Source organism: Psychrobacter sp. CX90 (genome assembly GCF_057396305.2).
Map to the genome: position 1 here is coordinate 2,771,438 of NZ_CM182008.1, position 24,784 is coordinate 2,796,221.

Below are 24,784 nucleotides of genomic sequence, written 5' to 3' on the forward strand. Positions count from 1 at the left end.
AACCAAACTTATTAGAATATATAAATTATATTCCCAAATAAAAACCCTCTTTTAGTCTTCTAAAAGAGGGTTTTTATTTGGGAATAGTCATTATAAGCTTTAAACCTATTAAACCGCCTTCGTACGCTCAGTCAACCAAACTAACGCATGACCTTTAACTCGGTCTTTCAGCTCGTTAAATACTTGCTGGTGATAATTGTTTAACCAGTCTTTTTCATCTGCATTGAGTAAATCAGCTTGAATCAATCGAGTATCAATTGGACATAAGGTCACGGTTTCAAAGTACATATAGTTGCCAAACTCAGACTCGGTAGGATGTGCTACAGGCTGATTCACAACTAAGTTCTCAATACGAATACCCCATTGCCCTTCACGGTATAATCCTGGCTCATTACTGGTAATCATGCCAGCTTTCATGGCACGTTGGGCAGTCGGTGGTGTACTGTAAGAAATGCTTTGCGGGCCTTCATGCACATTTAAGAAGTAACCAACGCCATGACCTGTGCCATGACCGAAGTCGAGTTGCTCTTTCCATAACGGCGCACGGCAAATAGCATCTAATAAAGGCGCAGATAAACCGTCTGGGAAATGGGCTTTGGCGAGTGCAATGTGTGCTTTTAATACGACGGTAAAATCACGTTTTTGCGCCTCGCTTACCTTACCAATACCGACCACACGAGTAATATCTGTGGTGCCATTTTGATATTGAGCACCTGAGTCAATGAGTAATAAGCCGTCACCTTCAAGGTAGCTGAACTTCTCTTCTGTCGCACGGTAATGGGGTAGCGCACCATTTTCGTTATAGCCTGCAATGGTGGGAAAGCTTGGCGAGACATAGTGCGGTTGTTTACTGCGCATGTCGATTAACAGGGTATCGACATCAAGCTCACTTAAACGCTCGCCTCGGCTTAAACGGGCTTCAAATTCTGCAAAAAACTCACATAATGCGGCGCCATCTTGACGCATGGCTTCACGTATGTGTTCGATATCCTGAGGGGATTTGACGGATTTGAGTAAGGTACTTGGTGCGATATTTTCTATCATACCAATGTCATCTCCTAGCTCATTTAGAGTACCCACCGCCACTTTATTAGGGTCGAGTAACAATAAATCCGCAGGTGTGAGTTGGCTCAATGCAGATTGGATTTGGTCATATTCTGCAATATCAATCCCTGCCTCATTAAGCAACTGAGCCGTGCTACTATCTACTTTATTAATATCCACAAATAAGGTGGCTTTATCAGCACTGATCAGCATATGTGCCAAAAATACAGGGTTGTAATCGACATCACTGCCCCGTAAGTTGGTTAACCAAGCGATATCATCTAAGCTTGAAATAAGGTGATGGCTGGCACCAAGCTCTGTCATATGCTTACGCACATCGGCAAGTTTGGATTTGGCTGATTGAGAGACGAATTGGGCATCATGGGCGAAGAGTTTGGCACTGGGCAACTCTGGACGGTCTGCCCATAGTTGAGTTAGTAAATCTTGTTCAGTGATGAGTCGAATGCCTTCTTCTCGTGTTTCAATATTATCACTATCTTCATTAGCCTCCTCAAAAGCATCCAGCAATCGGTCTTGTTCTGATAGTGATAGAACATTGCCATCGATAGCGACATTGTCCCCAGGCTTAAGATGTGACGCTAGCCAGTCAATATGATTGGGCTGACCTTTTTGCAATTTTTGCATGTCAATACCAGTACCAGCCAATTGGTCTTTCGCTTGTACCCAGTAACGACTGTCCGTCCACATGCCTGCGAAGTCTTCAGTAACAACCAGTGTCCCAACGGAACCTGTAAACCCAGTCAGCCACTCACGACCTTGCCAATACTCTGGTAGGTATTCCGATAAATGCGGGTCAGCAGTCGGCACTATAATGGCAGCAATGTCATTATCTTTTAGGACTTGGCGCAGTTTGCTAATACGGTCTTGGAATATTTGTTTGGTCATATTTTTTCTCTTATTTATTGCTATTTTTATTTTAAATCTTGTCAGCTATAGTCGATATCTAAGCCATATGCCCCATGCTTCAGGTTCAAGGCTAAAGAATGTAAATAGTACACGTAGTATCTCTAGGGAGGTTACCACCGGAGCCGTTTATAATGACTCTGACCATAAGTGTTTCGACTATACCTCTTCCAACTGTATACTAATATACTAATTTTTGATAAATTCCCCGTCTCATGCTTTGACTAACTATAGTTAAAGAAGTCTAAAATGGTTACAAGGCAACCGAGTGCAAGTACTACTGGAGTAGGCTTAACGAGGTTAACGCTGTAACCGTTTAGTAGTTCGCTGACTATATATGGGGCGTATCCGATATAAAAAAACGTGCTACCCAATAATAGGATAGCACGTTGATTGGTTAACGCTGTAGCAAGCTCTTCAATAGCTATTGATCAACATAGAAACCTGATCGGCCAAATGCAATCGTCTTGTTGATTGAAAACTTGTCTATTCAAAAAACATCTATTGGTCTATTTTTACAGTGAGTTATTCAGCTGCTTTTTCTTCTTTCACTTCTGCTGCAGCCTCTTTCAGTTCTTGGGTAGGCTTAGCTTCAGAAGGCTGGCCTTCCTCAGGTGGTAGAACATTTTCTTCAACCGCAGTATCAGTTGCAACGTCTTCTGCCGAAGCTCCAGCATCCTCTTTGCCTTCTGGCGCAGCAGGTGCAGTCTCTGATGATGCCTTACCTTCTGCTATTGCTGGCTCTTCTGCTATTGCTGGCTCTTCTACTGGCGCTGTTTCTTCAGCTTCCGGTTCCGCATTTGCTTCAGCTGCAACCATTTCTGTCGCGCCTTCCTCAGTAGGGGCTTCCGCTACCACATGATCGCCTGCTGGACGTAAAAAAGCGGAAATTGCGATTAACAGTATCATCGCCAAAAACAGAATAATACCAAAAATGGCGAATGTGAATTCTTTAATGGGTTTGTTTTGGCTTGCATCTGCCATAAATCACCTATGTATATCAGCTGAGTGTTAAAGATGTCATCATCACATTGGTGCAGTGCACTTTTAATAATGAGGTCGAATAAGAGTAAGTATAACCTTTAAAGTGGTGCTTTAAATAAAGTGGTGCTTTATAATTTTGGTAACTGGAATAAATTGGATCTTTAAAATATGACGCCTTTACAAGATGATGCGTTTACAAATAGTATCTTAACCTTAATGCCTAAACTTAGCACTTTGAATAAAACACTGTAAATAAAATACTTTGAAACAAACATTTTAAAACCAGCACCTTGCAAAGAGTACCTTCACAAACAATGCATTGCTTATCTCTTGTAAATAACACACAAAACACGAATTTTTTATTCGTAACCAACAAGTGAACTCATCAATACATCATTCACCATTGGCTTAATTGGCCACTGCCTGCTCATGCCTAAGGTTGCTATGACAACCTAAGCCACACCAATACGGTTGGTTTATCTTGCTATTATATCTTAATTTGCTACCTTATGTAAAAACACCTTAATTTATTTATGGATTAGCAGTGCACTTTTTTATCGAGTTTTTGATACATAATTCCCCATAACACTCAATAGTAGCAATAGAGTAATGATGGCCAATATTGGATAGTTACCAAATCGAACATAAGGGGTAACCCCTGTACGCGACTGTACCTGACCACGAAGCACCGTACGCTCGAACTGGGGCGCACGTGCCACAATTCTACCTTTATGGTCAATAATAGCCGTTACACCTGTATTGGTTGCCCGCATAAACCAACGCCCTGTCTCTAATGACCGCATTTGTACCATTTGTAAATGTTGTAATGGGCCGGCAGAGGTACCAAACCAAGCATCATTAGAGATGGTAAGTAGAAAGTCGGTATCAATCGCATTGCGGCGGGTGGTGTCAGGATATGCCACCTCATAACATACAGCTGAGCCTAAGTTACGACCTCGCACTTTTAGTGGCGGTTGGTGTGCTGAACCACGGCTATAACTCAAAACCTCTTGATTGCCCGCTAAGTTGGGAAATAAGTCTAGTGCACCCTCAAAAGGAATATATTCGCCAAACGGCACAAGGCGTTGTTTTTTATACAGACCCTCGGCATCGGCACCTAGTGCAATTACGCCATTATAGAATGGTGCATATTTATCCGTCTCAGGATTAAACGCCGCCTCGTCTTTATAAGGTATGCCAGTGACCCATGTGGTATTGTTTTCTTTGGCGAACTTGACCATCTCGGTAATAAAGGGCCATGCTTCGGTTTGGAACATGGGAATAGAGGACTCTGGCCACACTACCAAATCTCTTCCCCACTCGGTTGCTGTCAGCCCAGCATAGATCTCTAACGTCTGATACTGATATTCTGTCAACCATTTTAGGTCTTGCGGAATGTTGCCTTGAATAAGCGAAACTTTAAGGTCTGGTGTGCCTGCTTTAGGCTGTGTCCAAGCAGGATTAATTAACCATAACGCCACACTTAGTGCCAGCAGTAGCGCCGTGACTACCATGTAACCCGCACGGCGACGGAATATCTCTACCAAGCTTGCCGCCAACAATATGGCAACAAATGATATGGCAAATACACCGCCAAGCGGTGCTAATGAAGACAACCAAGCTTGCTCTGTAAAGGCATATCCCACAAATAACCATGGAAATCCAGTAAATAACCACGTTTTCATCCACTCTTGCAGCACCCACAATGCGGCAAATGCCAAAGGCTGCCTACCGACAAAGCGATTGAATATCACAGCCAACACTGCATGAAACAACCCCATACCGAGACCCATCACTGCGATAGCCAGCAATGCCAGTGGCATAGAGACATCGCCATAGTCGTGAATGGAGGTATATAGCCAAAAAGCACCAACACACCATAGCCCCATGCCATATGCTTCGCCAATAACAAATGCGCGTAGATTAGACATCGGCGCTAACAGTAAGGCGTACAATAAGGCGGGCGATATTAAGGCAATAATCCAGTAACCATAGGGTGCAAGCGACAGCATAAACATCGCCCCTGCCAACCAGGCGACAATAACGGCAATACCAATTGGCACTGCGCTTTGCTGGGCAGACTCAGCAGGCTGGCTAAGTCTGGTTTGAACGTGTTGGGTTGAGGCACGCATGACGGCTCCAATATCTAATACCTGATATTAGGGCAGGTCTTCATTTAGAGATCTAGGATAAAAATAAGAGTGCTACTCATTAAAACACGAATGAATTCAAACAATATTGCTATTGCTATATTAGTGAGAAATCAAACATAGTTTAACCAGAAGACATCCATTTTTAGCCCCTAACCTGTCAGTTGTTAGAAATGAGGAGGTGCCCTAACTATAAAAACAAATGTAAAAGTGTAGACCTAAAGGATGAAACCAAAATAATGGGCGTATCATACCAGTGTCTTGCGAAAAATCCTAAGCCTGATACGCTATAGTCGACATAGTCTAAAATAACCACAAAGCAATCATCAAATAACTACTAAATAGCCACCAAATAACCACCAAATAACCACCAAATAACCAAGTTCATATTAGATGCATACCGAGTGCACAGTACAACTCATTTATTCAAGCGGGTAGCACAAGCGAGGTAAACAGAACAATCGTCAACCATAACGTTGACTCTAATGAACAACATTAACGGTTAGAGGCGGTTGCACTATACTATAATACAGCCACTATACTGTCAGATTACGATATAACAAACCCAATCAAGGGATAACCAATGCCCGATAGCAAACACAGACCAAGTGCCCAACCACAAATGACGTCCGTTGATTTACCCATTAACGTGCTTGCTGGCGTTGGAGTAAAAATCGAAGGTCAGCTTGAGCAATTAGGTATCGCCCGCTTATTTGATTTATTGCTGCATCTGCCTCGGGATTACGAAGACCGTAGCCGCCTCGTCAATATGAGGGACTTACAAGATGGTCAAGCGGCTTTAGTTGAAGGCGAAGTTACCTACGTGGATAATAAACGTAGTGGCATGACCGTGACTATCGAAGATGAAACAGGCGCCATTCAGCTGCGCTTTTTCAAGGTATATTCTGGACTTACGCAAACGATGACGCTGGGCACTCGGCTGCGGGTGTTTGGCGAAATTAAAATAAACCGCTATGGCGTGCAAATGGCACACCCTGAATACACGATAGTAACGGTGGGTGCCCCTGTCATTAATACTGGTCTACAGCCTATCTACCCGAGTGTTAAGGGATTACACCAGAATAAACTGCGTACCTTAGTTAAACTGGCGCTGCAAACGGTAAGTCAGCAAGGTATGCCCATTACGGTATTTCAAAACTCAGATTGGCAAGCCGTGGCAAATTTACCTGCACCGCTCGCTACTGATTACCATTTTTCTAATAAAAATAAGAGTCAGACATACGCACAACGCGCTCAAACTTGGCAAACACTTAGCTTATTTGAAGCGTTAACCCTAATCCATACGCCGCCAATGCACACCGATATCAGTCTGCAAGTGGCACAACTAGAGCAGTTAAAGGAACGTACCCACCCAGCTTGCCAGCGCCTAATTGTCGAGGAATTGACCGCGCATCAACTGAGCATGTTATATCGCCGCAAGCAATTACATCAGCATAAAGCGCCTAAATGCGACAATAAAAGCCCACTTGCCACCAAACTATTGGCAAACCTGCCCTTTGCATTAACCGACGCTCAAAATCGCGTCATTAAAGAAATTACCAGTGATATGGCGACCTCTATTCCGATGCTGCGCTTAGTGCAAGGCGATGTCGGTGCTGGTAAGACCTTGGTCGCTGCCCTAGCGGCTTGCTATGCACTTGACAGTGGTTGGCAGGTTGCCGTTATGGCACCGACCGAGATTTTAGCCGAGCAGCATTTGATTAACTTTAAGTCTTGGTTTGAACCATTAGGTATTGGGGTCGGTTGGCTGGCGGGTAAACAAACAGCTAAACAGCGCCGTGAGGCCTTAGCCGATGTCGCAGAAAATGAGGTGCAAATAGTCGTCGGTACTCATGCGCTATTTCAAGATGCGGTGATATTTGCCAAATTGGGTCTTGCCATTATCGATGAGCAGCACCGCTTTGGGGTTGAGCAGCGTATGGCACTGACTAATAAGGGCGTGGCGGGCAGTACGCCGCACCAGCTTATTATGACCGCTACGCCTATTCCACGCACGCTGGCGATGAGTGCCTATGGCGATATGGACACCTCTATTATTGACGAGTTACCCCCTGGCCGTACCCCAATTACCACCGTGACGATTGACCGCAATCGCCGTGATGAGGTTATTGAGCGTATTGCCGCCAACTGTAAAGAGGGCAAACAAGCGTACTGGGTCTGCCCTTTGGTTGAGGACTCCAGTACTCTAAATGCGCAAGCAGCTGAAGCCACGTTTGCCGATTTAAGTGCACGCTTGGATATTCGTATCGGCATGGTGCATGGCAAAATGAAGTCTAAAGAAAAGCAAGACATTATGGCGGCGTTTAAAAATGCCGAGCTGGATTTATTGGTTGCGACCACCGTGATTGAGGTGGGCGTTGATGTACCCAATGCCTCGTTAATGGTTATTGAAAATGCGGAACGATTGGGTTTATCACAACTGCACCAGTTGCGTGGCCGTGTTGGACGTGGTTCGACTAAAAGCTATTGCGTACTGCTGTACCAAACGCCATTATCCGAGACAGGTATTGAACGGTTAAATGTACTCAGAGACAGCAATGACGGCTTTGTAATCGCCCAAAAGGATCTACAACTGCGCGGGCCGGGCGAGTTACTTGGTAAGCGCCAAACGGGTAATATTGGCTATTATGTGTCTGATCTTAGCCGTGATGAAAACTTACTGATGATCGCCAGTCACCTTGCCAAACGCTTAATTAATGATGACGCACGCAAGGTTGAGGTCACTCAGTTGATCCACCGCTGGATGCCAGAGGCGAGTCGGTATACTAATGTTTGAAGACCATTGAGCTCTTCATATTTTAGAACCTATATTTACAACCTAAAATTGGGTATTTTCGCCTAAAATAAGCCCCTACTTTGCTAAAATTAGGATTAAATAGAATGACTATTTAACCCAAGATTTTAACTTAATGGTGCCTCGTATTGACTCATTTATCCTAACTTCTACTTATGAATACAGGCTCTTAATAGTTTTAACTCTTGGTTATTTATATTTTGTGTATGACGTTTATGAGATAAAAGGCTACCCTCGTTTTAGCTTGTTAAGCATTGCCTTGGTCATTGTTTTTAAATATCCCTGAATAATGTTTATAGAAACTATGGTAAAAAAAATGATAACTCTATAAGATGTTAAGGATAATTTTAGTTTCTATACTGAATTGACATATTAAATATCCTTATAAGATGAGTACCTCTATGAACATTACCTCTAACGTTAAAAACCTAAGTTCTACCATTGCTATCATTCTTTGTACAACGGCTTTAACAGCTTGTGGCGGTGGCGGAGGTGGTTCAGATAGCTCAAGCAGTAATGGGACTACTCCCAATACAGGCACTAAGCCCAATACTGGGTCGACACCTACTGATACATGCAATAGCGCTAATGCCAATAGTTCAGATAAACCCGATTTGGATAAAGATGGCATAGTTGATGACTGCGACACCGATATCGATGGTGATGGGGTAGTAAATGCCAAAGATGCTAGACCTAAAGATGCCACAATTTCAGGTATAAGTAAACGTGTCTATAAAGGGTATGGCTGGGGAAATATCGATGCAAATTCAACGGCTTACTTTAATGCTAAAAAAGAACTGGTAAGAGAGGATTACGTGTCCTCTATCCATCCTGATACAGCCAATTACTCTAAACGGTTTACCTATGATGATAAAGGTCGTTTAATTCGTCTTGAGGTAGCTAAAGGCACTGATAAAGGTATAGATAGGATAGAGGTGTGGGTTTATAATCAAAAAAATCAATTGATAGAGTATAAAGTTAATTCAAATGGCGATAGTATTTTCGATCAGTTGACTACTTATCAATATAATTCAAATGGTGAGATTACTAAGATAGTAAAAACTGATACAGAAGACGCTTCTAGTTGGCACAATAAAACCAAAGAGTTTATTTATAATAGCCAAAATCAACTTAAGCAAGTCAAAACAGATAAAAATAATGACGGCAGTATAGACGAAGCTTACGAGGTAACATTTGATGCTAACAACTATTTGACTAAAACTATAAGATATACGGTTGATGCTGATAACAATAATACTCAAACCCCATATGACGTCTCTACCTATACTTACGATGACCAAGGTAACGTATTAAAAGTCACATCTGGACGTGCAGATTATGAAGGTGATATGGATACAACCACTTATCGTTATGATGCTCAGAAGCACATTGTTAGAGAAATGCTAAGCCGTTATGGGTCAGATACTCCTGTTATGGACACTAAGGTGACCTATAACGGTAATTTAGCGACGGGTTCTGTTACCACCTTTAATAATTATGATAGTAGCAATGTGCAAGATGTCTCTAATCGAGCAGAGTACAATAGCTCGGGCTTCTTAACTAAAGTTACTGAAGATGTGAGCTTAGATGGAAAAATTGATAAAGAGATTACTTATAGTTATGAGGGCAGTGTACCCTTGCACTATAATATTGCGCCTTTCTTAAACCTTGGAGCGTCTTTTGTCATTACGCCGACAGCAAAAAGTGTATTAAGCGATATACCCGTAAACTATACCGCTGATACCATTAAAAACTCTTGTTATATTGGTTACTGTTAGTTTTAAGTAGATAGGTTTTAGGCGTTTAATGTGTGGGTTTAGTTTTCTAGACCCACGCTACTAAGGTTGTAAGATTCTAAGTTGTCATTACAACGCAGGTGATTGTCAGTATTATACTCAGTAGTCTGGGTAAATTTAATACTACCCCTATTCAAAGAGGATTTCATCATATCCCCTCCTATCTATCCCTTCCAATATAGATAGTTGGTTAGATAGACAGTTACTTCATTACACCTCACTATTTAAATAGGCTACAATTAAGACAAACAACGTCTCAAGGATGAGCCAAGTTATGTTGCCTCCAATAAACCATATCAAATCATTAGTGACTGAGTCACATACCCTAAAAGCTAAAGCAACAACGCCTAAAATTCCTTTATCTAAAAAGCTACCGCACTTGCCACGCCTATCTAATCTGCCTAAACGAACCACTGCAACGGTAAAAAGATTTGCGACAAACCTACCCTTTAAAAACAAACATCCTCAATTAGATATCTTAATTATCGGTGCTGGTGCGTCTGGTATTGATATGGCGAAAGACTTTGATATGCAAGATATTGAAAAATATAAAAATAGGGGCTGTAGTAGATAAGGATTAAATATCGCACCATTTTCTCAGAATTTTAAGCTGATTAGATGGTGACCCATAGTTAAATCTAAACTCACACTCTTTTAAAAACAAGTGAAAGTTTTTCTTATTGATTCCGTTGTATTTTCTAAGTGTACGTTTAGATTGGTTCCAGAAGTTCTCAATGCCGTTGATGTGGTTAGCGCCTCGTGCAAACTCTTTAGAATGATTTACTCTAAAATGCTTAAATTCGCTCACATCTAAGGCGTTATAACTATAGTCAGCGAACTACTAAACGGTTACGGCGTTAACCTCGTTAAGCCTACTCCAGTAGTACTTGCACTCGGTTGCCTTGTAACCATTTTAGACTTCTTTGACTATACGATAGTTATCGGTATAAACAAAGCTGTCAGGCTTTATTTTAAGGGTAATAACAGGCATTAGAGTGTTCTGTTTGGTGTCATCTACAACAACGGTATAAACCTTACCGTTTCGTTTTAAAATGCCAAATACGGCGGTCTTACCAGCAGCGCCTCGACCTCTTTTACCTTTACGTACACCACCGAAGTAACTTTCGTCTAATTCGACTTCACCATCAAAGACGTCATCTGCTTCAAGAGATAAATAATACTCAATAACGAGTCTTATTTTATGGTAAAAAAGTGCCGCTGTATTGGGTTGAATACCTAGCAAATCAGCTGCTGTTCGAGCCGTTACTTCAGCGGTAAAAAACTCAAGTAGCCTTAACTGTACTTTTTTACTTAATTTACAACGGGTTAGCTTCATTTTAGTAGTCTAGCATAGTGCTTATCTACTACAGCCCCTAAAAATATGTCAAAGACGGAGCTATTGGAAGAAGTGGAAAACTCTGAACACAGTGCCAAAGTGATCGAATTTTTAAAAGGTTTGATATCCAGTAAGTAGCGTTTAAAAGAGAAAAATCATAACCACAGAGTGGCCTAACTCATATAAGATTTAGCAGAGCCTATGTCTTTTATGCGTTTTTTTATGCCTTACTTTTTACTCTCATTCGTTACCTTTTATCTTAGCGGTTTAGCAGTTCGCTGGCTATATCATAATGTAGGTGTCCGCATCAGTAAGCCGCATAGTCTGTCCCGTTTCCACATACCATATTGACTGAGAATTTGTATTGGCCTATAAAAAAAATAATACTTTTGGTAAGTTTTACAGGAGCGTCATCAATAGCTTTACCGCTATCGTTGCAAATCAGTGTTGCCAATACCTTATAAATAACCAAAGCCGATGCTTCTTATGACTCAGGTCCAGAAGTAGGTCGTCGTGATTTAACTAATATCGACACCACAGATTCAGTGGTTCATCAGGAAGCATTAGTGCCGTTAAATTCTGAAACCCATGCAGCAGAGGATGTCAGTATATATGCGAGAGGTCCAGGCGCCAGCTTGGTATCTAGCACCAGTGAGCAAAATGAGATTTTCCACATTATGAATTATGCGGGTAACTTATTAAATCTTGCGGAATCTAAACAGCCTTAGACAGGCTGTTTTTATTAAGCATTTCCATTATTAGAGAGTTTCTTTAATAATGGTATAAAAAAGGGGCTAGGCGAAATAAAATTATTTCGCCTAGCCCCTTTTTTTAGCCCCTTTTTTTAGCCCCTTTTTTTAGCCCCTTTTTTTAGCCCCTTTTTTATAGTTTCTATTAGGGTTTCTCTATACCTTTGCTTATATCTATAACTTACTTTAGCCTTATCGAACTGCTTTTAACAATTCTTTGACAGCCAATTTACCAAGGTCATTGGCTGCTAGAGGACCATCGCCTGAAATTAGCTTTCTGTCTTGATGGGTATGACCGGTCGCCAATTTGTTGTTAATGCTCATACCTAAGGCTTCTAGTTTTTCGCCAAAATACCACGGCATATCTCCAGGTAGATAGCCCAGTTTGGGCATCTGTTTGTCCATCACATCTGGGAATGCAACTATCTCGTATCCTTTGAAGATAAATTCTTGGTTCGATGGCTTCACGTTACCTGTATCTGTATCGTCCGAATCGGCAGCATCTAAGTTTGCAGACAACAAAGCGGCTGGCCCGTGGCAAAGGGCTATGGTCAATAGATGATTATCGTGCCCCCAACGCAGTAATTCGCCTAAATTTTTATCTTCTGGCAAGCCTAACATCGCACCATGTCCACCGGGTATAAAAATAGCCACATAGTCTTTATTATCCGCCATTTTATCTTTTACGAAGTCTGCTAAACTGTTGGGTTGTTCAAATTTTGATTGATATTCTGCGTAGATTTCTTGAACCTTGTCATCTTCTGTTGGCATCGCCCAATCTTCGATCTTGACCGATTGCCCAGTCGGGGTAAACACGTCGATATCAAACCCAGCCTTTTTGAAGTGTAACATCGGTACCATCATTTCAATGGGCTGATTCCCAGTTGCAAACTTTTTCCCGTTTGCCATGGTCATATACTCTTGTTCCGTACAGACCATAAGGATTTTTTTGTTACCTGTATAAGGGCTATCATAATCTGCATTGTCATAATTACTTTTTTTTGGTGCTGCAAGTTTTAAGGCCGACTGTGCGGGGATAAATACACCGTCTTCTATCTCTTGAGGTTCAAGTCCTAGCGTTTCTTTTATATGTCCTAACGTCTCTTTAATATTCATAATAATCTTTCCTATGTTATTGTTCGTATGTTGGCTTTAGTATGTTATATGGTTAAGTATGTTAGATGATTATCATAGTTATCTGCTATAGGCAGTTGCTTATAGATTATAGATAGCCCATTGTCATCACGTTGTCATCACGGTTAGTGTTAATAGTTTACGGTATTCATGCATTACACCATTTACTTATTATTCTGATGTATTAATATTCTTCTGCGTTAATCATAATGGATTAATCATAATGGGGTGTACTTGTCTAATTTAACAAATCGGTAAGTGATTAAAGTAAGGATACTTTTAATATTTCGTAAGATTTGTAGGTAAAGCGTAGCTAAAAGGGGAAGTTTTACCAAGATTTAGCTATTTTTAGCCCATTTAAATACCATTGTACGAATTGAGGACACGCTCCAGCCTGTTAAAAAGGCATCCCTCACTTAAAACGTATTGCCTAAAAAATATTGCAGAATAAGTTACCTTCCGTTAGTAGGTCAAATAACCCACAGACAGTGTTAACTGTGACAGCGCTTTTATGGCAATGTCATATCACCCAGTTGAATCCAGCCCATGCGCCTCATCAGCCAAGCGACTAGACCAGCAATGATAGCAGGCAAGACAAACATTAATAAGACGATGGCAAGCCACATAGTACCGCTAGACATGGCCTCCGCTGAGGCTTCCAAAACACCAAATACGCCTACCAACCCCGCTGTGCCCATGCCTGACCCACTGGCCGTACATAACAACCCAAAACCTACCGTAGCAATGGGGCCTAATATGGCACTGGCAATAATGGCAGGTAGTAAAATAATTGGCTTCTTAAAGATGTTAGGAATTTGCAGCATACTGGTGCCCAGCCCTTGAGCAATGGCACCACCCAAGCCATTATCTTTGTAACTGGCAACGGCAAAACCAATCATATGAGCAGCACACCCGACAACAGCGGCACCCCCTGCCAAACCATCAAGCCCAATAGCGATACAAATGGCGGCACTAGACGTTGGCATGGTCAGTAGTAATCCCACGACTACGGCGATGACCACACCCATCATAAATGGCTGTAGTTGCGTGGCTATTTGAATGCCCTCGCCAATTGAGTTGACTAAACTAACCACCGGTGGGTTTAACCAAGCACAAACGGCCAAGGCAACAATACCTACTGCCCAAGGCACCAAAATAATGTCGAGCTTCGTTTTACCCTGTATCCACGTGCCCACGCGGTAGGCAAATACGGTCGCCAAATAAGCACCAATGGGGTTGCCCGGTACTGCCAAAAAGGTTGGGGGAGCACCTACTTGTGGGGTAAATAACGTACCCGCCATTAACGCTTCAGAATGCGCCCCCATCATGCCCGCCACTAAACAAGCAAACACCACTAAGGTTGGGGCTTTTAGGTAATAAGCGATCCCGACGCCAATGCCAGCACCCATTAAAACAGATGCCAATTTACCAAGGTCGATAAGCAGTGGCATCTCTAACCCACGTCCTACTTGGGAGAATATTAACCCAGCGATAAGCGTCACAAATAAACCTAATGCCATACCTGTAAAAGCATCAATAAAATATTTGTTAAAAAAGGCCCTGACAGGGGTGGGTATTGCACTGACAGATGATGACTGGGTCATAATCAGATTCCTAAGATACGATGGTTTTATTTATGATAGTTAAGACTTATTTATATCGTTAAGGTTGACAGAAGTGTGGTTAGGGCGACTTTGCTTACTTCCCCTATGTAAATTACTATCCATAGCGCTATCTATCGTTCTATAGTTTGACTCTACCTTAAGGGCTTATTACTCTTTACTCTACAATAACCAATTACTCTGCAATAGCCAAACTTTGCAACAACAATGCTGTTTAAATAATTATGATAGAGTAAGTCTATCTGTTTTTGCTATCGGACACTAAAATTTTTGGCTTTGAGAGGCGTACAACCTCTAAAATAATAACGAAATAAGTAACAAAAAACATAAGCGCTATAATCTATGATTAAAAACTCGATTAATGAACATATTGATAGGCAACGCATTCCTAGACCAAAAATTATCTTTTTTGATATTGATGACACGCTAAGCCGTGCCGGTGTGATTGCTGAGCACAATAAAGTAACGCTTGAGCAGCTTGCCAAAACAGATATTAAATTGGTCATTGCCACAGGTCGTTCAAAATCAATTTTGCCTAAAGACATTTTAGCGCTACTGGATGCGGATGTGTTTGATGCCATTATTTGCACCAATGGGCAATATAGCTTTGATAAAAACGGTATTATTAGCGACTATCCCTTATCGAGTGTTGAGGCCGATACTATCGCAAGACTTTGTCAAGCCAGCCAGCTTGTCTATAAGTTTGATTCTGCGACACATCTGGCTTGGGCACAGATCGATGAGAGAATACGTGAGTTTCATATGAAACATCCAAACTCCATTATAGACCCTGACTATTACAAGTCTAACGCTGTCTATCAGTGTTCGGTATTCTTCAGCGATACGGGCTATCAGATGCAGGATATTGACTTTGCGCAGTATCATTTAAAACTTGTGCCTTGGCATTCCATGGGTGGCGACATTCTACCGATAGAGGCTTCTAAAGCACGCGGTCTACTCGATGTTTGCCGCTATTTTGATATTGATGTGAAGGATACGATGGCGTGTGGCGATGGTTTGAACGATTTAGAAATGTTTGACTTGGTTGGGTTTGCCGTGGCAATGAGAGATGGTCAGCAAGCGCTAATAGATCGGGCAGACTTGGTCACAGGCAGTATTGAAGAATATGGACTGCAAGCCGTGTTAGATCACTTTATATAGGACGGGTTAGCTTATATAGGAGGGGTTAGCAGCAGTAACACTTAGAAACGGGTACCCTATAGAAATGTTCAGTGCAGGCGCTTAGAAACGAGTAGTACAAGCAGGGGTAGTGTGAAGTGAGTGCAGTACAGGTAAGGATAGTGGAAGGGTTTTAGCGCCACTAATCGCTGGTTAACCATAGTTTAAGCCCCTAATTTTGATAACTAATAGACCTTAATGTAGCATTTAGACTGAATAAAGATCATATATAGTCAGCGAACTACTAAACGGTTACAGTGTTAACCTCGTTAAGCCTACTCTAGTAGTACTTGCACTCGGTTGCCTTGTAACCATTTTAGACTTCTTTGACTATTAGAATAGAGATGAAACGTACCATGACCCTATCCCCACCAGATTTTAAAACGGATGATTTATTTAACCTTGAAGACAAATGGATTCAAACAGACACAAGCGAGTTAACACACTATTTTGAGAGCGGCGACGGCGAGCCGATGCTATTTTTGCATGGCTCAGGCATTGGTGTATCCGCCGCCTCAACTTGGTGGCTAAACCTTCCTGAGCTCAGCAACAGCCTACGCACCATAGCATTTGACTTTATTGGCTATGGAGAGACCATCTGCGCTTCCGATGTGACGTATGGTATTAAAGAGTGGGGGGCGCATACCCTTCGCTTGATGGATGCGCTTAATATCGACAAAGCATGGTTAAATGGCAGCTCTCTTGGCGGTTGGGTGGCGTTGCAATTAGCCATTGATTATCCGGAACGCGTGTTAGGGGTTATATCAATTGGCACTGGAGGACACAAGCGTGATGAAGCAAAAGCTTATCAGCCTAGCCCTGAGATATCTAAAGAACTTATACGTCAAGGCCTAGAGAAAAAAATCACAGATAATTCAATAGTTTGTGACACGTTAATTAAAGTGCGTTATGACGCAGCTTTAAAAGACGACTTAGCGGGACGCAGACCTGCTCTTTTAGATGCGCGTGATCGTGACCGTGACGCGCTACCCCTTGACTTTGAGGCGTTAGCTCATTTGCCGATTCCGGTATTGTTGGTGCATGGTATGAATGATAAAGTGGTGCCATTGTCGCGTACCATAGAGCTTCTGACCGCTACTCCTAGCGCTGATGCCCATATTTTTAGTGGTTGCGGGCATTGGCCACACATTGGTAAAGCCGATGAATTTAATCGGGTAGTGATGAACTATATTATCAGTCGCAATGATCGTCAGTCGCAATGACAATGATGCGTAGAGTGACTTTGATAAAACAGTAAAAGAGCCCAGCTTAGCTTTAAAAGAAGCTTTTAATGATCTAAAGAGTTAAAGCGATAAATGCTTAAAGTAGTAATGTTTTAAGATAGCGATGACCCAAATCTGAAGGAGCGTTTTAGCCCTGACAGTAGCGGTATACTGCGTGTTTGGACGAGCTGCGGTGGCTTGGTTTGGGGTGGCGACGCGGTAGCAAGCGACGCCCCAAGCCATAGCTACCGCCTCGGCCAAGCACGCAGATATAGCGAATGGCGGGAGTGGCTAACTGATTTTCTATTATCATACCTGTTAGCGATTCAGTTGATAGGCTTTAATGGGTAAGATAAATTGTTTCACGTGAAACATTGCCCTGTCTAAAGTTTACTGCCTTTGTTCGTTGCCGCGGCTTTTTGACGTTGATAAACATGATAAAAAACAAATGGCAATACTACAGCGTTCATTAATACGCCATATATCGCTGATGGCATAGCAAAGGCAGAAAGTTTGTCAGATTGGCTGAGCAGACTTGCTAGCGCAATGCCCATGGCGCCGTTTTGTAAGCTAGATTCAATAGCGAGCGTTTTTTGTTCTTCAAAGCTCAGGTTAAGTAGACGCGATACAAATTGGCTAACTATCAATAATAATACTGCCATGAGTAACACTAAAATGCCGATTTGCGCTATTTGCGCTACCATTACATCCCAGCTTTGTAGGGTGGCTGCCAATACCATTAGCGCAAACAAAATATTGGCCAATTGCTGTAAGGGGTTTTGCCATTTCATCACAAATTTAGACCAGTAGCCACGAGCGAGCATTCCCAGCATGACAGGAATAGTGGTAATGACCAGCACTTTGAGTGAGAGTGAAGCTACCGAAAAATTTACCGGAAGTTGCTCAAAAAATAGAGGATAAAGGATGTGTACCCAAATTGGCACGGTAATGATGGCTATCATGCTTGTAATAGCGGTCAAGGCGATAGATAAAGCAATTTTACCCCCAGCATAAAAGCTCATCATATTACTGGTAATACCACCCGCACAGATACTGAGTAGCATAATTCCAAAACCCATTTCACTAGGTGGAGAAAATAGGCGCACTAAAAGGTAAGCAATGGCGGGTACACCTATTAATTGTAAGGCCAAACCGGTAAATAAAGCTTTAGGACGAGAACATATTTCTTTAAAATCAGACAGTTGAGTCTGTAGGCCTAGCGCAAACATAATATAGGCTAAAAATAATGGCAAAAGTTGAAACATTTTATGCCTCACTGGATACAGCTAGATAAAAAAACGGGTGGATGTGCAGGCAAGCTTCGCTATCAGCAAATGCTGATATGTGAATTGTATACTGCCCCTAGTTTACTCTCATTATTTGAAAGCGATGTGAAAACGGTGTAAAAATATAGTTATCGTTAACTGTTCATTTAAGCCCATGATTACTCCAATCATTATAGGTTAAGGTCTGTCCTGCCTTCACTGATAGTCTCACTAATAAATGAGGGTAGGCATTTTGGCTTATCCCTACTGTCGCATATCCGCCTATCACACCCAAGACTTGGATAGCAGACTTGAATAGCGACTTTGAATAAGCACTTTTGTACAAGTGCGTTGAATGAAACATCCAATAAAAAATTATAAGACATAAAGCCGAATATCAGCATAAACCTGACAAATAAAAAGGCAACTCATATCGAGTTGCCTTTTTGACAGTTGTTTTAGAGTTTGAGCACTTATTTTACTATTTCACATAGCGGTTTAAAGTAGCCGTTTCAAATCATAAACATCAAATCGTGATGCTTAAGTGACTGCTATTTTGTTTAGTGCGTATGGTTGCGTATGGTTAAGTGCACCACTAACGTTCTTATATCCACCTAATTATTGCGTGTCGACCTAATTATTGCGGCAAGATACGACGGTTTTCCTGTACTTCTACCTGACCTGGTTGAGTGGCCTGTAGTTCCCCTCGTTTATCTTTCACTTTTTCTTGTAGTGTAATTTGGGCTGAATCAGTAGAAGCCACTTCGCCATCTTTAACCTCCCCTTCAATTAATGGACGGTAATCTGGACTATTGTGCTGAAGGTTTAACGGTTGAGGCGCTGTGTCTTGTTGTTCAGGTTGCTGTTCAAGCTGTTGCTGCTCTACATTACCCTCTTCTACATCATCCTCTAGGGTCTGATCTTGCATTTCATCTTGCATCCCACTTTGTAGTTGTTCATCTTGTAACTGCCCGTCATCTTGTTGTAACTGTGCATCATCTTGTGGCATTCCTCTTTGAGCTTGATCTGCTTTTAATGCAGCTTCAGCTCTTTGAGCATGCATCATGGCTTCTTGATTGGCCATTTGCATATCGGCTTGTTCTTGCATAATAGCTTGGTTATTCTGTTCGGCTAACGCGTCTTCTGTTTGATCAACACCCTCTTGATTCATTGCATCTTGCGAATTCATTGCATCTTGCGGATTCATTGCTTCTTGAGGATTCACTGCTTCTTGAGGATTCATTGCTTCTTGTGACGGTACTGCGGAGGCAATTGCTGGCAATGTCAGTAAGCTAGTAATCAATGCCGCTGGTATAATTAAATTATTTTTCATGAGTGACTTCCTTTAATATCATTACTTATGTAATTGATAAACTAGATTAAGTTAGTTAGTAAAAACAGAGGTAATCCATTTCTACTCAATCATTAAGCCAATAAACTTGATTTAATAACCTTTATGCTTAGTTATGCCGATTTATTAAGTGTATTGGTACCTCTTCGCAACCTCTACCTTTTATTAAGGTGCGGGCTTACTAAAGATTCTGAATAGGGATCAGACAGACCTATTCAAAAATACGATATTAATAAAATGACGGATAAAAATATTGAGCTTAGCCTGTCGACTTTAAGATAACGGGTTAATATTTTTAATTTATAAACCTAGTGTAAAGTTATAATTCAAAAATAGTTTTATGTAAGTCTGTCTTACTCATTGCCAAAAAGTTAGTCTTATAAGTTAGAAACAATTACTTATGTTAAATTTTTGGTTTGTTTTGTTCTTTTTTTTGTTCACATATTCATATTGCATATATTTGTCTATAGACCCTATCCATTGGCCTTGTAACTAAAGCTTTACACCAACCGTAAACATGTAGGACATAATTGCCGTATAATTCAAATATTTGACTCTATCCAAACTAAGCCGTTTGCGAGACTGCTATGACCGATCATCCTAATACCCCGAATAGACTCCATGACAATAAAGTGCCTGACGACCTGAACGAAATCCAGCCGCCTTATCCCCTGCCCTCAACATCCAAGTTCAATTGGATTTGGCTACTGCCTATCTTGTTAGTGACGCTAGGGATCGGTTGGTTCGGTGGCAAAATGTGGACAGAAAAACAAGCCGACAATGCCGAGAAGTCAGTAACACCGCAAATTGCAACCGCAACAGGCATCACAGAGGTCGAAAAGCCTTCGTCGCAAAAGCCCGTTTTAACCGTCGAAACTGTCACTCCGCAACAATCAGTCGTTGAAGATGCCTTAAGTGCCGATGGGACGATTAGTGCTGAAACAACAGCTACGGTTAATGCGAAAGTCAGCGGGGTAACAATTGATAAAGTCTTAGTTAAAGAAGGCGCACAAGTTAAAAAAGGTCAAGTATTGGCAGTGTTTGATACCGATGCCATGCGCCAACAACTAACCCAAGCTCAAGCCGAACTTGCTGAAGCACAAACCAGTTTTGAACTTGCCAGAAGAGATGTAGAGCGAGTGCAGCCCTTACTGGAGATGCAAGCGATTAGCCAACAAGAGCTCGATCGCTATATCGCCACTGCCAATCAAGCAGAAGCCTCTGTTATTGCTTCTAAAGCTCGCCTAAATAATCAAAATCTAAACATGAAAAACGCTAACGTGACCGCCCCTGTTAGCGGTGTCATCAGCGAAAAAACAGCCAATGTGGGCAGTGTTCCTGGCCCTGAGCCCCTGTTTACCATAATAGAAAATGGCAAACTTGAGTGGCAAGCACAAGTCGACCCAAGCAGATTAGGCAACATCAATGTAGGCACGCCTGTTGAAGTTAGCCTACCTAATAATAAGAGCGTGATGGGTAAAGTAAGCCGTATTGCACCGACCACCGAAAAAGGCAGCCGTCAGGTAACGATATACGCTTCTTTAGCTCGTCACCCAAATGCGCGTGCTGGCATGTATCAACGTGGTACTTTTAAACTGGGTAGCAATGCAAAAATGACCATTCCTGTGAGTGCTGTAGTAACTCAAGATGGCTACGATTATGTGATGCAGGTTAAAGCGGTAAAAGATGAGAACCGAGAAACCATATATCGTATCAGCCGTATTAAAGTGAAGCTTGGCGAGCGTAGTGGCGATCAGGTTGTGCTCCTTGAACCGTTATCTGGTAATAGCAACATAGTACGCCAAGGCGGTAGCTTTTTGAATGATGGCGATGTGGTACGTATTGCAGATGCCACTAAACAACCTGACCCTGACGCTAATGGCAAGGCAAGCAATCAGGCAAATAATTAAACACGGTTATAAAGTTTGATTCACTACCAATAAGCCTTATATTGAGTTAATTTTCAACAAGTACTCCTATCACGTCATCCGTATTATTAAGAAATAGCGTCATAATAAAACGACGTCAATCCTATTGAATATTGATGATACATACACGCAGGATTTATCTATGAGCCTTAATGTCTCAGCCTATTCCATTAGAAACCCGCTGGTAGCAATTTTGCTATTTGTGCTGCTCACATTGGGCGGCATCTATGGATTTATGCAAATGAAGGTACAGCAGTTTCCAGATATTGATCTACCTGCTGTGGTGGTAACCGTTACCCTTCCTGGCGCAGCACCCAGTCAATTGGAAAACGATGTCGCAAAAAAGCTTGAAAATAAGCTATCGACCATCGAAGGCATCAAGCACATGCGTACCACCTTGCAAACAGGATCAGCGACGATAGCCTCTGAGTTTGTGCTTGAAAAAGACATTCAAGAAGCAATCGACGATGTGCGCTCCGCAGTCGGAGAAGTACGAGGCGACCTGCCTGCCGCAGCAAATGACCCTATCATATCTAAAGTATCTACTGCTGGCCTACCTGTTGTCACTTATAGCATAACTGCTAAAGATGTGAGTGTTGAAGATCTATCATGGTTTGTTGATGACACTATTAATAAACGCCTCTCTAGTATCAAAGGCGTCAATTCGGTAAGCCGTGTGGGTGGCTTAGAGCGTGAAATTAGCGTGGAAGTTAATCCCTCAAGCCTGAATGCATTACAGTTACCTATTACCCAATTATCGCAACAAATCGCGGGCATTCAGCAAGACAGTTCTGGCGGTGAAGCCAAAGTAGGTAGTAGTACGCAAACCATCCGTGTGCTTGGTGCGGTCGATAATGCCCGCGAGCTAAATGACATACAAATCGCTTTGCCTACGGGCGGTACACAGTCGCTCAGAGCTATGGCAACCATCACAGATGGCGCTGCTGAACCCAGCTCACTCGCTAAACTAAATGGCGAAACTGTGGTGGCGTTTAACGTAACGCGTTCACGCGGTGCCAGTGAAGTTGAAGTGGTAGAAATGGTCGATGAAGCGTTAGCACAGCTGCGCGCTGAGATGCCAAACTACAGCATTACCAAGGTGTTTGACCGTGCCACACCCGTCGATGAAGACTATAACGCTTCTCTTAAAATGCTCATTGAAGGCGGCCTCTTAGCGGTTGTGGTTGTATTCTTATTTTTGCGTAATGTGCGTGCCACCATTGTGGCTGCTGTTGCGCTTCCTCTCTCAGTAATTCCAACATTTTTAGGCATGTACCTGTTTGATTTTAGCTTGAATATCATTAGCCTCTTGGCATTATCGCTTGTCATTGGGGTATTGGTGGATGATGCTATTGTAGAGGTAGAGAATATCATGCGCCATTTGCGGATGGGTAAAACGCCTTATGAGGCCGCCATGGAGGCGGCAGATGAGATTGGTCTTGCGGTAGTCGCCACTACATTTACCCTAATTGCGGTATTTTTACCTACCGCATTTATGAGTGGTGTGGTTGGTCAGTTCTTCCGCCAGTTTGGTTGGACCGCCGCCATAGCTATTTTTGCCTCTTTACTTGTTGCACGTCTCATCACACCAATGATGGCCGCCTACATATTACGACCAGAAAAAAACTATGTCGAAAAAGAAAGCAAATTGATGCAAACCTATTTGAAAACGGTTGGCTGGACCATACAACATCGGTGGATTACATTAGGTACCACACTCGTGTTATTTTTTGCATCATTGACCCTAGTCAAATTATTACCAACCACATTTATACCCGAAAATGATATTGACCAAACCCGTGTAGGTATTGAACTCACGCCAGATGCCAGCCTAGAGGACACCACGCGTATTGCTAAGTTGGCAGAAGATCGCATTTTGCAAATTGATGGTGTTGCTAGTGTATTGAGTGCCATTGGCGACCCGCAAGCAGCGAGCCTTGATTCACGTTCGCAAGAGGGCAGTGCGGTTAATGCAGCCAGTTTAGATATCGTACTAAAGCCACGTAGCGAGCGAGTTAGTAAAACTGAAATTGAGCGGCAAATTACCGATAGTTTGATGGCAGTCCCTAGCGCCCGCTTTGAAGTGGGTTTATCAAGTGGTGGCGAAAATGGCTATAGCTTTTCGCTGACCAGTACCGATCCTGACTTACTCGAACAAACGGCTCAACAAGTCATGACTGAAATCCGAGCACTTCCTATGGCAGGTAGTGTCACTAGCAATAGAAGCTTGCCTAGACAAGAGCTGTCGATTATACCAAACCGTGTGGCAATGGCAGATCACGGGGTTACCACCCAAGGCATTTCTGATACCCTTCGGGTGGCTACCGTTGGCGATTATGAACAACGTCTGTCTAAGCTCAATCTCGACACCCGTCAAGTGCCTATCGTTGTTCGTTTACCAGAAGATGCTACCAATAATGTCAGTGAACTTGGCGATTTATTTGTACCTAGCAGCACTGCAAACGGCGCCCGTATTAGTGAAGTCGCAGATTTATCGTTTGGTACTGGCCCTTCAGAGATTCGTCGATTTGACCGTGAACGTGCCATTAACATTAGCGTTCAGATAGGTAATGGCGAGCTTGGTGGGTTAGTTGAGGCGGTCAAAGCAGTTCCTTCATTACAAGCAGGTGCTCTACCGGATGCGATTTCAGTCATCGACCAAGGTCAAGCTGAGAGTATGGCGGAGCTAATGAGTGGCTTTTTGATTGCCATGTCTGTTGGTATTATCTGCATCTTTGGGGTGCTCATCCTGTTGTTTGGTAAAGTGTTACAACCTTTCACTATCTTAATGGCGCTGCCGTTATCGATTGGCGGGGCATTTGTGGGGCTAGTCATTACCAACAGTAGCCTATCTATGCCCTCAATGATTGGCTTTATTATGTTAATGGGCATCGCTACCAAAAACTCAATTCTACTGGTTGACTATGCCATTATTGCAGAAAGAGACCACGGCCTAAACCGTTTCGAGGCGATTTTAGATGCCTGTCGTAAACGGGCACAACCCATTATTATGACAACAATTGCCATGGGGGCTGGTATGTTACCTTTAGTGTTTGGGTGGGGCGAAGCAGACCCAACCTTCCGCCGTCCAATGGCCGCGGCTGTGCTTGGTGGACTGGTTACGTCAACCTTTTTGAGCCTCATTGTTATTCCTATGGTTTATACTTTTATGGATGATATTTCAAAATGGTTTGGCAAGTGGCTGCGTCCGCATGGTAAAACCGAGCAAGCCAGTTAAAGCACACTATAGTGTTCATCACTAAACTTTTAGTTATCAGGCTGAT

At 42.4% G+C, this 24,784-nt stretch carries 18 protein-coding genes and 1 pseudogene; 9 read left to right on the top strand and 10 right to left on the bottom strand.

The genetic code is table 11. The features are described from left to right. Positions 1 to 108: 108 nt before the first annotated feature. The 3 genes from AC2SLN_RS11060 to lnt form a co-directional block, all read right to left on the bottom strand. Positions 109 to 1,950, bottom strand: coding sequence for an aminopeptidase P family protein (locus AC2SLN_RS11060; RefSeq protein ID WP_486549427.1), 1,842 nt, complete (start codon positions 1,948 to 1,950; stop codon positions 109 to 111). 543 nt (positions 1,951 to 2,493) lie between these two features. Then, positions 2,494 to 2,952: a hypothetical protein gene (locus tag AC2SLN_RS11065; RefSeq protein WP_486549426.1), complete on the bottom strand. Its 459-nt coding sequence runs from the start codon at positions 2,950 to 2,952 to the stop codon at positions 2,494 to 2,496. A gap of 554 nt (positions 2,953 to 3,506) precedes the next feature. After that, positions 3,507 to 5,084, bottom strand: coding sequence for an apolipoprotein N-acyltransferase (gene lnt / locus AC2SLN_RS11070; protein ID WP_486549425.1), 1,578 nt, complete (start codon positions 5,082 to 5,084; stop codon positions 3,507 to 3,509). 601 nt (positions 5,085 to 5,685) lie between these two features. On the opposite strand from lnt, the gene recG reads away from it, so the two are divergent. Then, a complete protein-coding gene (recG, locus tag AC2SLN_RS11075) occupies positions 5,686 to 7,899 on the top strand; it encodes an ATP-dependent DNA helicase RecG (RefSeq protein WP_486549424.1) in 2,214 nt (737 codons plus the stop codon). A gap of 419 nt (positions 7,900 to 8,318) precedes the next feature. Then, the gene (locus tag AC2SLN_RS11080) at positions 8,319 to 9,695 is read left to right on the top strand and encodes a hypothetical protein (protein WP_486549423.1); all 1,377 of its coding nucleotides are present in this window, start codon (positions 8,319 to 8,321) and stop codon (positions 9,693 to 9,695) included. Positions 9,696 to 9,733: 38 nt separating this feature from the next. On the opposite strand, the gene AC2SLN_RS11085 is transcribed toward AC2SLN_RS11080, so the two are convergent. Then, the gene (locus AC2SLN_RS11085; RefSeq protein ID WP_486549422.1) at positions 9,734 to 9,865 is read right to left on the bottom strand and encodes a hypothetical protein; all 132 of its coding nucleotides are present in this window, start codon (positions 9,863 to 9,865) and stop codon (positions 9,734 to 9,736) included. 122 nt (positions 9,866 to 9,987) lie between these two features. Here AC2SLN_RS11085 and AC2SLN_RS11090 point away from each other — a divergent pair, with 122 nt between their 5' ends. Further along, positions 9,988 to 10,287 (top strand): hypothetical protein, encoded by a 300-nt coding sequence (locus tag AC2SLN_RS11090; protein WP_486549421.1) that lies wholly within the window; start codon positions 9,988 to 9,990, stop codon positions 10,285 to 10,287. Positions 10,288 to 10,290: 3 nt separating this feature from the next. On the opposite strand, the pseudogene AC2SLN_RS11095 reads toward AC2SLN_RS11090, so the two are convergent. After that, positions 10,291 to 11,049 (bottom strand): annotated as a pseudogene (locus AC2SLN_RS11095) (IS1595 family transposase). A 464-nt stretch (positions 11,050 to 11,513) separates the two neighbouring features. Here AC2SLN_RS11095 and AC2SLN_RS11100 point away from each other — a divergent pair. Then, on the top strand, positions 11,514 to 11,777 hold the full coding sequence (locus tag AC2SLN_RS11100) for an alkaline phosphatase (protein WP_486549498.1): 264 nt from the start codon (positions 11,514 to 11,516) through the stop codon (positions 11,775 to 11,777). Between the two features lie 213 nt (positions 11,778 to 11,990). Here AC2SLN_RS11100 and AC2SLN_RS11105 read toward each other — a convergent pair whose 3' ends face one another. Continuing rightward, positions 11,991 to 12,914, bottom strand: coding sequence for a DJ-1/PfpI family protein (locus tag AC2SLN_RS11105; protein WP_486549420.1), 924 nt, complete (start codon positions 12,912 to 12,914; stop codon positions 11,991 to 11,993). A 527-nt stretch (positions 12,915 to 13,441) separates the two neighbouring features. Next, positions 13,442 to 14,536: a PTS sugar transporter subunit IIC gene (locus tag AC2SLN_RS11110; RefSeq protein WP_486549419.1), complete on the bottom strand. Its 1,095-nt coding sequence runs from the start codon at positions 14,534 to 14,536 to the stop codon at positions 13,442 to 13,444. A 360-nt stretch (positions 14,537 to 14,896) separates the two neighbouring features. Here AC2SLN_RS11110 and AC2SLN_RS11115 point away from each other — a divergent pair, with 360 nt between their 5' ends. Together AC2SLN_RS11115 and AC2SLN_RS11120 are read left to right on the top strand one after the other, a co-directional pair. After that, positions 14,897 to 15,715, top strand: coding sequence for an HAD-IIB family hydrolase (locus tag AC2SLN_RS11115; protein ID WP_486549418.1), 819 nt, complete (start codon positions 14,897 to 14,899; stop codon positions 15,713 to 15,715). Between the two features lie 362 nt (positions 15,716 to 16,077). After that, positions 16,078 to 16,956 carry an alpha/beta fold hydrolase gene (locus tag AC2SLN_RS11120; RefSeq protein ID WP_486549417.1) on the top strand — a complete coding sequence of 293 codons (879 nt, stop codon included), beginning with the start codon at positions 16,078 to 16,080 and terminating at the stop codon, positions 16,954 to 16,956. Positions 16,957 to 17,104: 148 nt separating this feature from the next. On the opposite strand, the gene AC2SLN_RS11125 is transcribed toward AC2SLN_RS11120, so the two are convergent. Beyond that, positions 17,105 to 17,269 (bottom strand): hypothetical protein, encoded by a 165-nt coding sequence (locus AC2SLN_RS11125; protein ID WP_486549416.1) that lies wholly within the window; start codon positions 17,267 to 17,269, stop codon positions 17,105 to 17,107. Positions 17,270 to 17,339: 70 nt separating this feature from the next. Next, complete coding sequence (locus AC2SLN_RS11130) at positions 17,340 to 18,221, bottom strand: bile acid:sodium symporter family protein (protein WP_486549415.1); 882 nt, start codon at positions 18,219 to 18,221, stop codon at positions 17,340 to 17,342. A 3-nt stretch (positions 18,222 to 18,224) separates the two neighbouring features. Between AC2SLN_RS11130 and AC2SLN_RS11135 the strand changes: the two genes are divergently transcribed. Beyond that, complete coding sequence (locus AC2SLN_RS11135) at positions 18,225 to 18,362, top strand: hypothetical protein (protein WP_486549414.1); 138 nt, start codon at positions 18,225 to 18,227, stop codon at positions 18,360 to 18,362. 496 nt (positions 18,363 to 18,858) lie between these two features. Here the strand turns inward: AC2SLN_RS11135 and AC2SLN_RS11140 are convergent, their stop codons facing one another. Then, positions 18,859 to 19,554: a hypothetical protein gene (locus tag AC2SLN_RS11140; RefSeq protein ID WP_486549413.1), complete on the bottom strand. Its 696-nt coding sequence runs from the start codon at positions 19,552 to 19,554 to the stop codon at positions 18,859 to 18,861. A gap of 605 nt (positions 19,555 to 20,159) precedes the next feature. Between AC2SLN_RS11140 and AC2SLN_RS11145 the strand changes: the two genes are divergently transcribed. Both AC2SLN_RS11145 and AC2SLN_RS11150 read left to right on the top strand, forming a co-directional pair. Beyond that, complete coding sequence (locus AC2SLN_RS11145) at positions 20,160 to 21,482, top strand: efflux RND transporter periplasmic adaptor subunit (RefSeq protein WP_486549412.1); 1,323 nt, start codon at positions 20,160 to 20,162, stop codon at positions 21,480 to 21,482. Positions 21,483 to 21,642: 160 nt separating this feature from the next. Then, positions 21,643 to 24,738: an efflux RND transporter permease subunit gene (locus AC2SLN_RS11150; RefSeq protein ID WP_486549411.1), complete on the top strand. Its 3,096-nt coding sequence runs from the start codon at positions 21,643 to 21,645 to the stop codon at positions 24,736 to 24,738. The last annotated feature ends 46 nt before the right edge of the window (positions 24,739 to 24,784 follow it).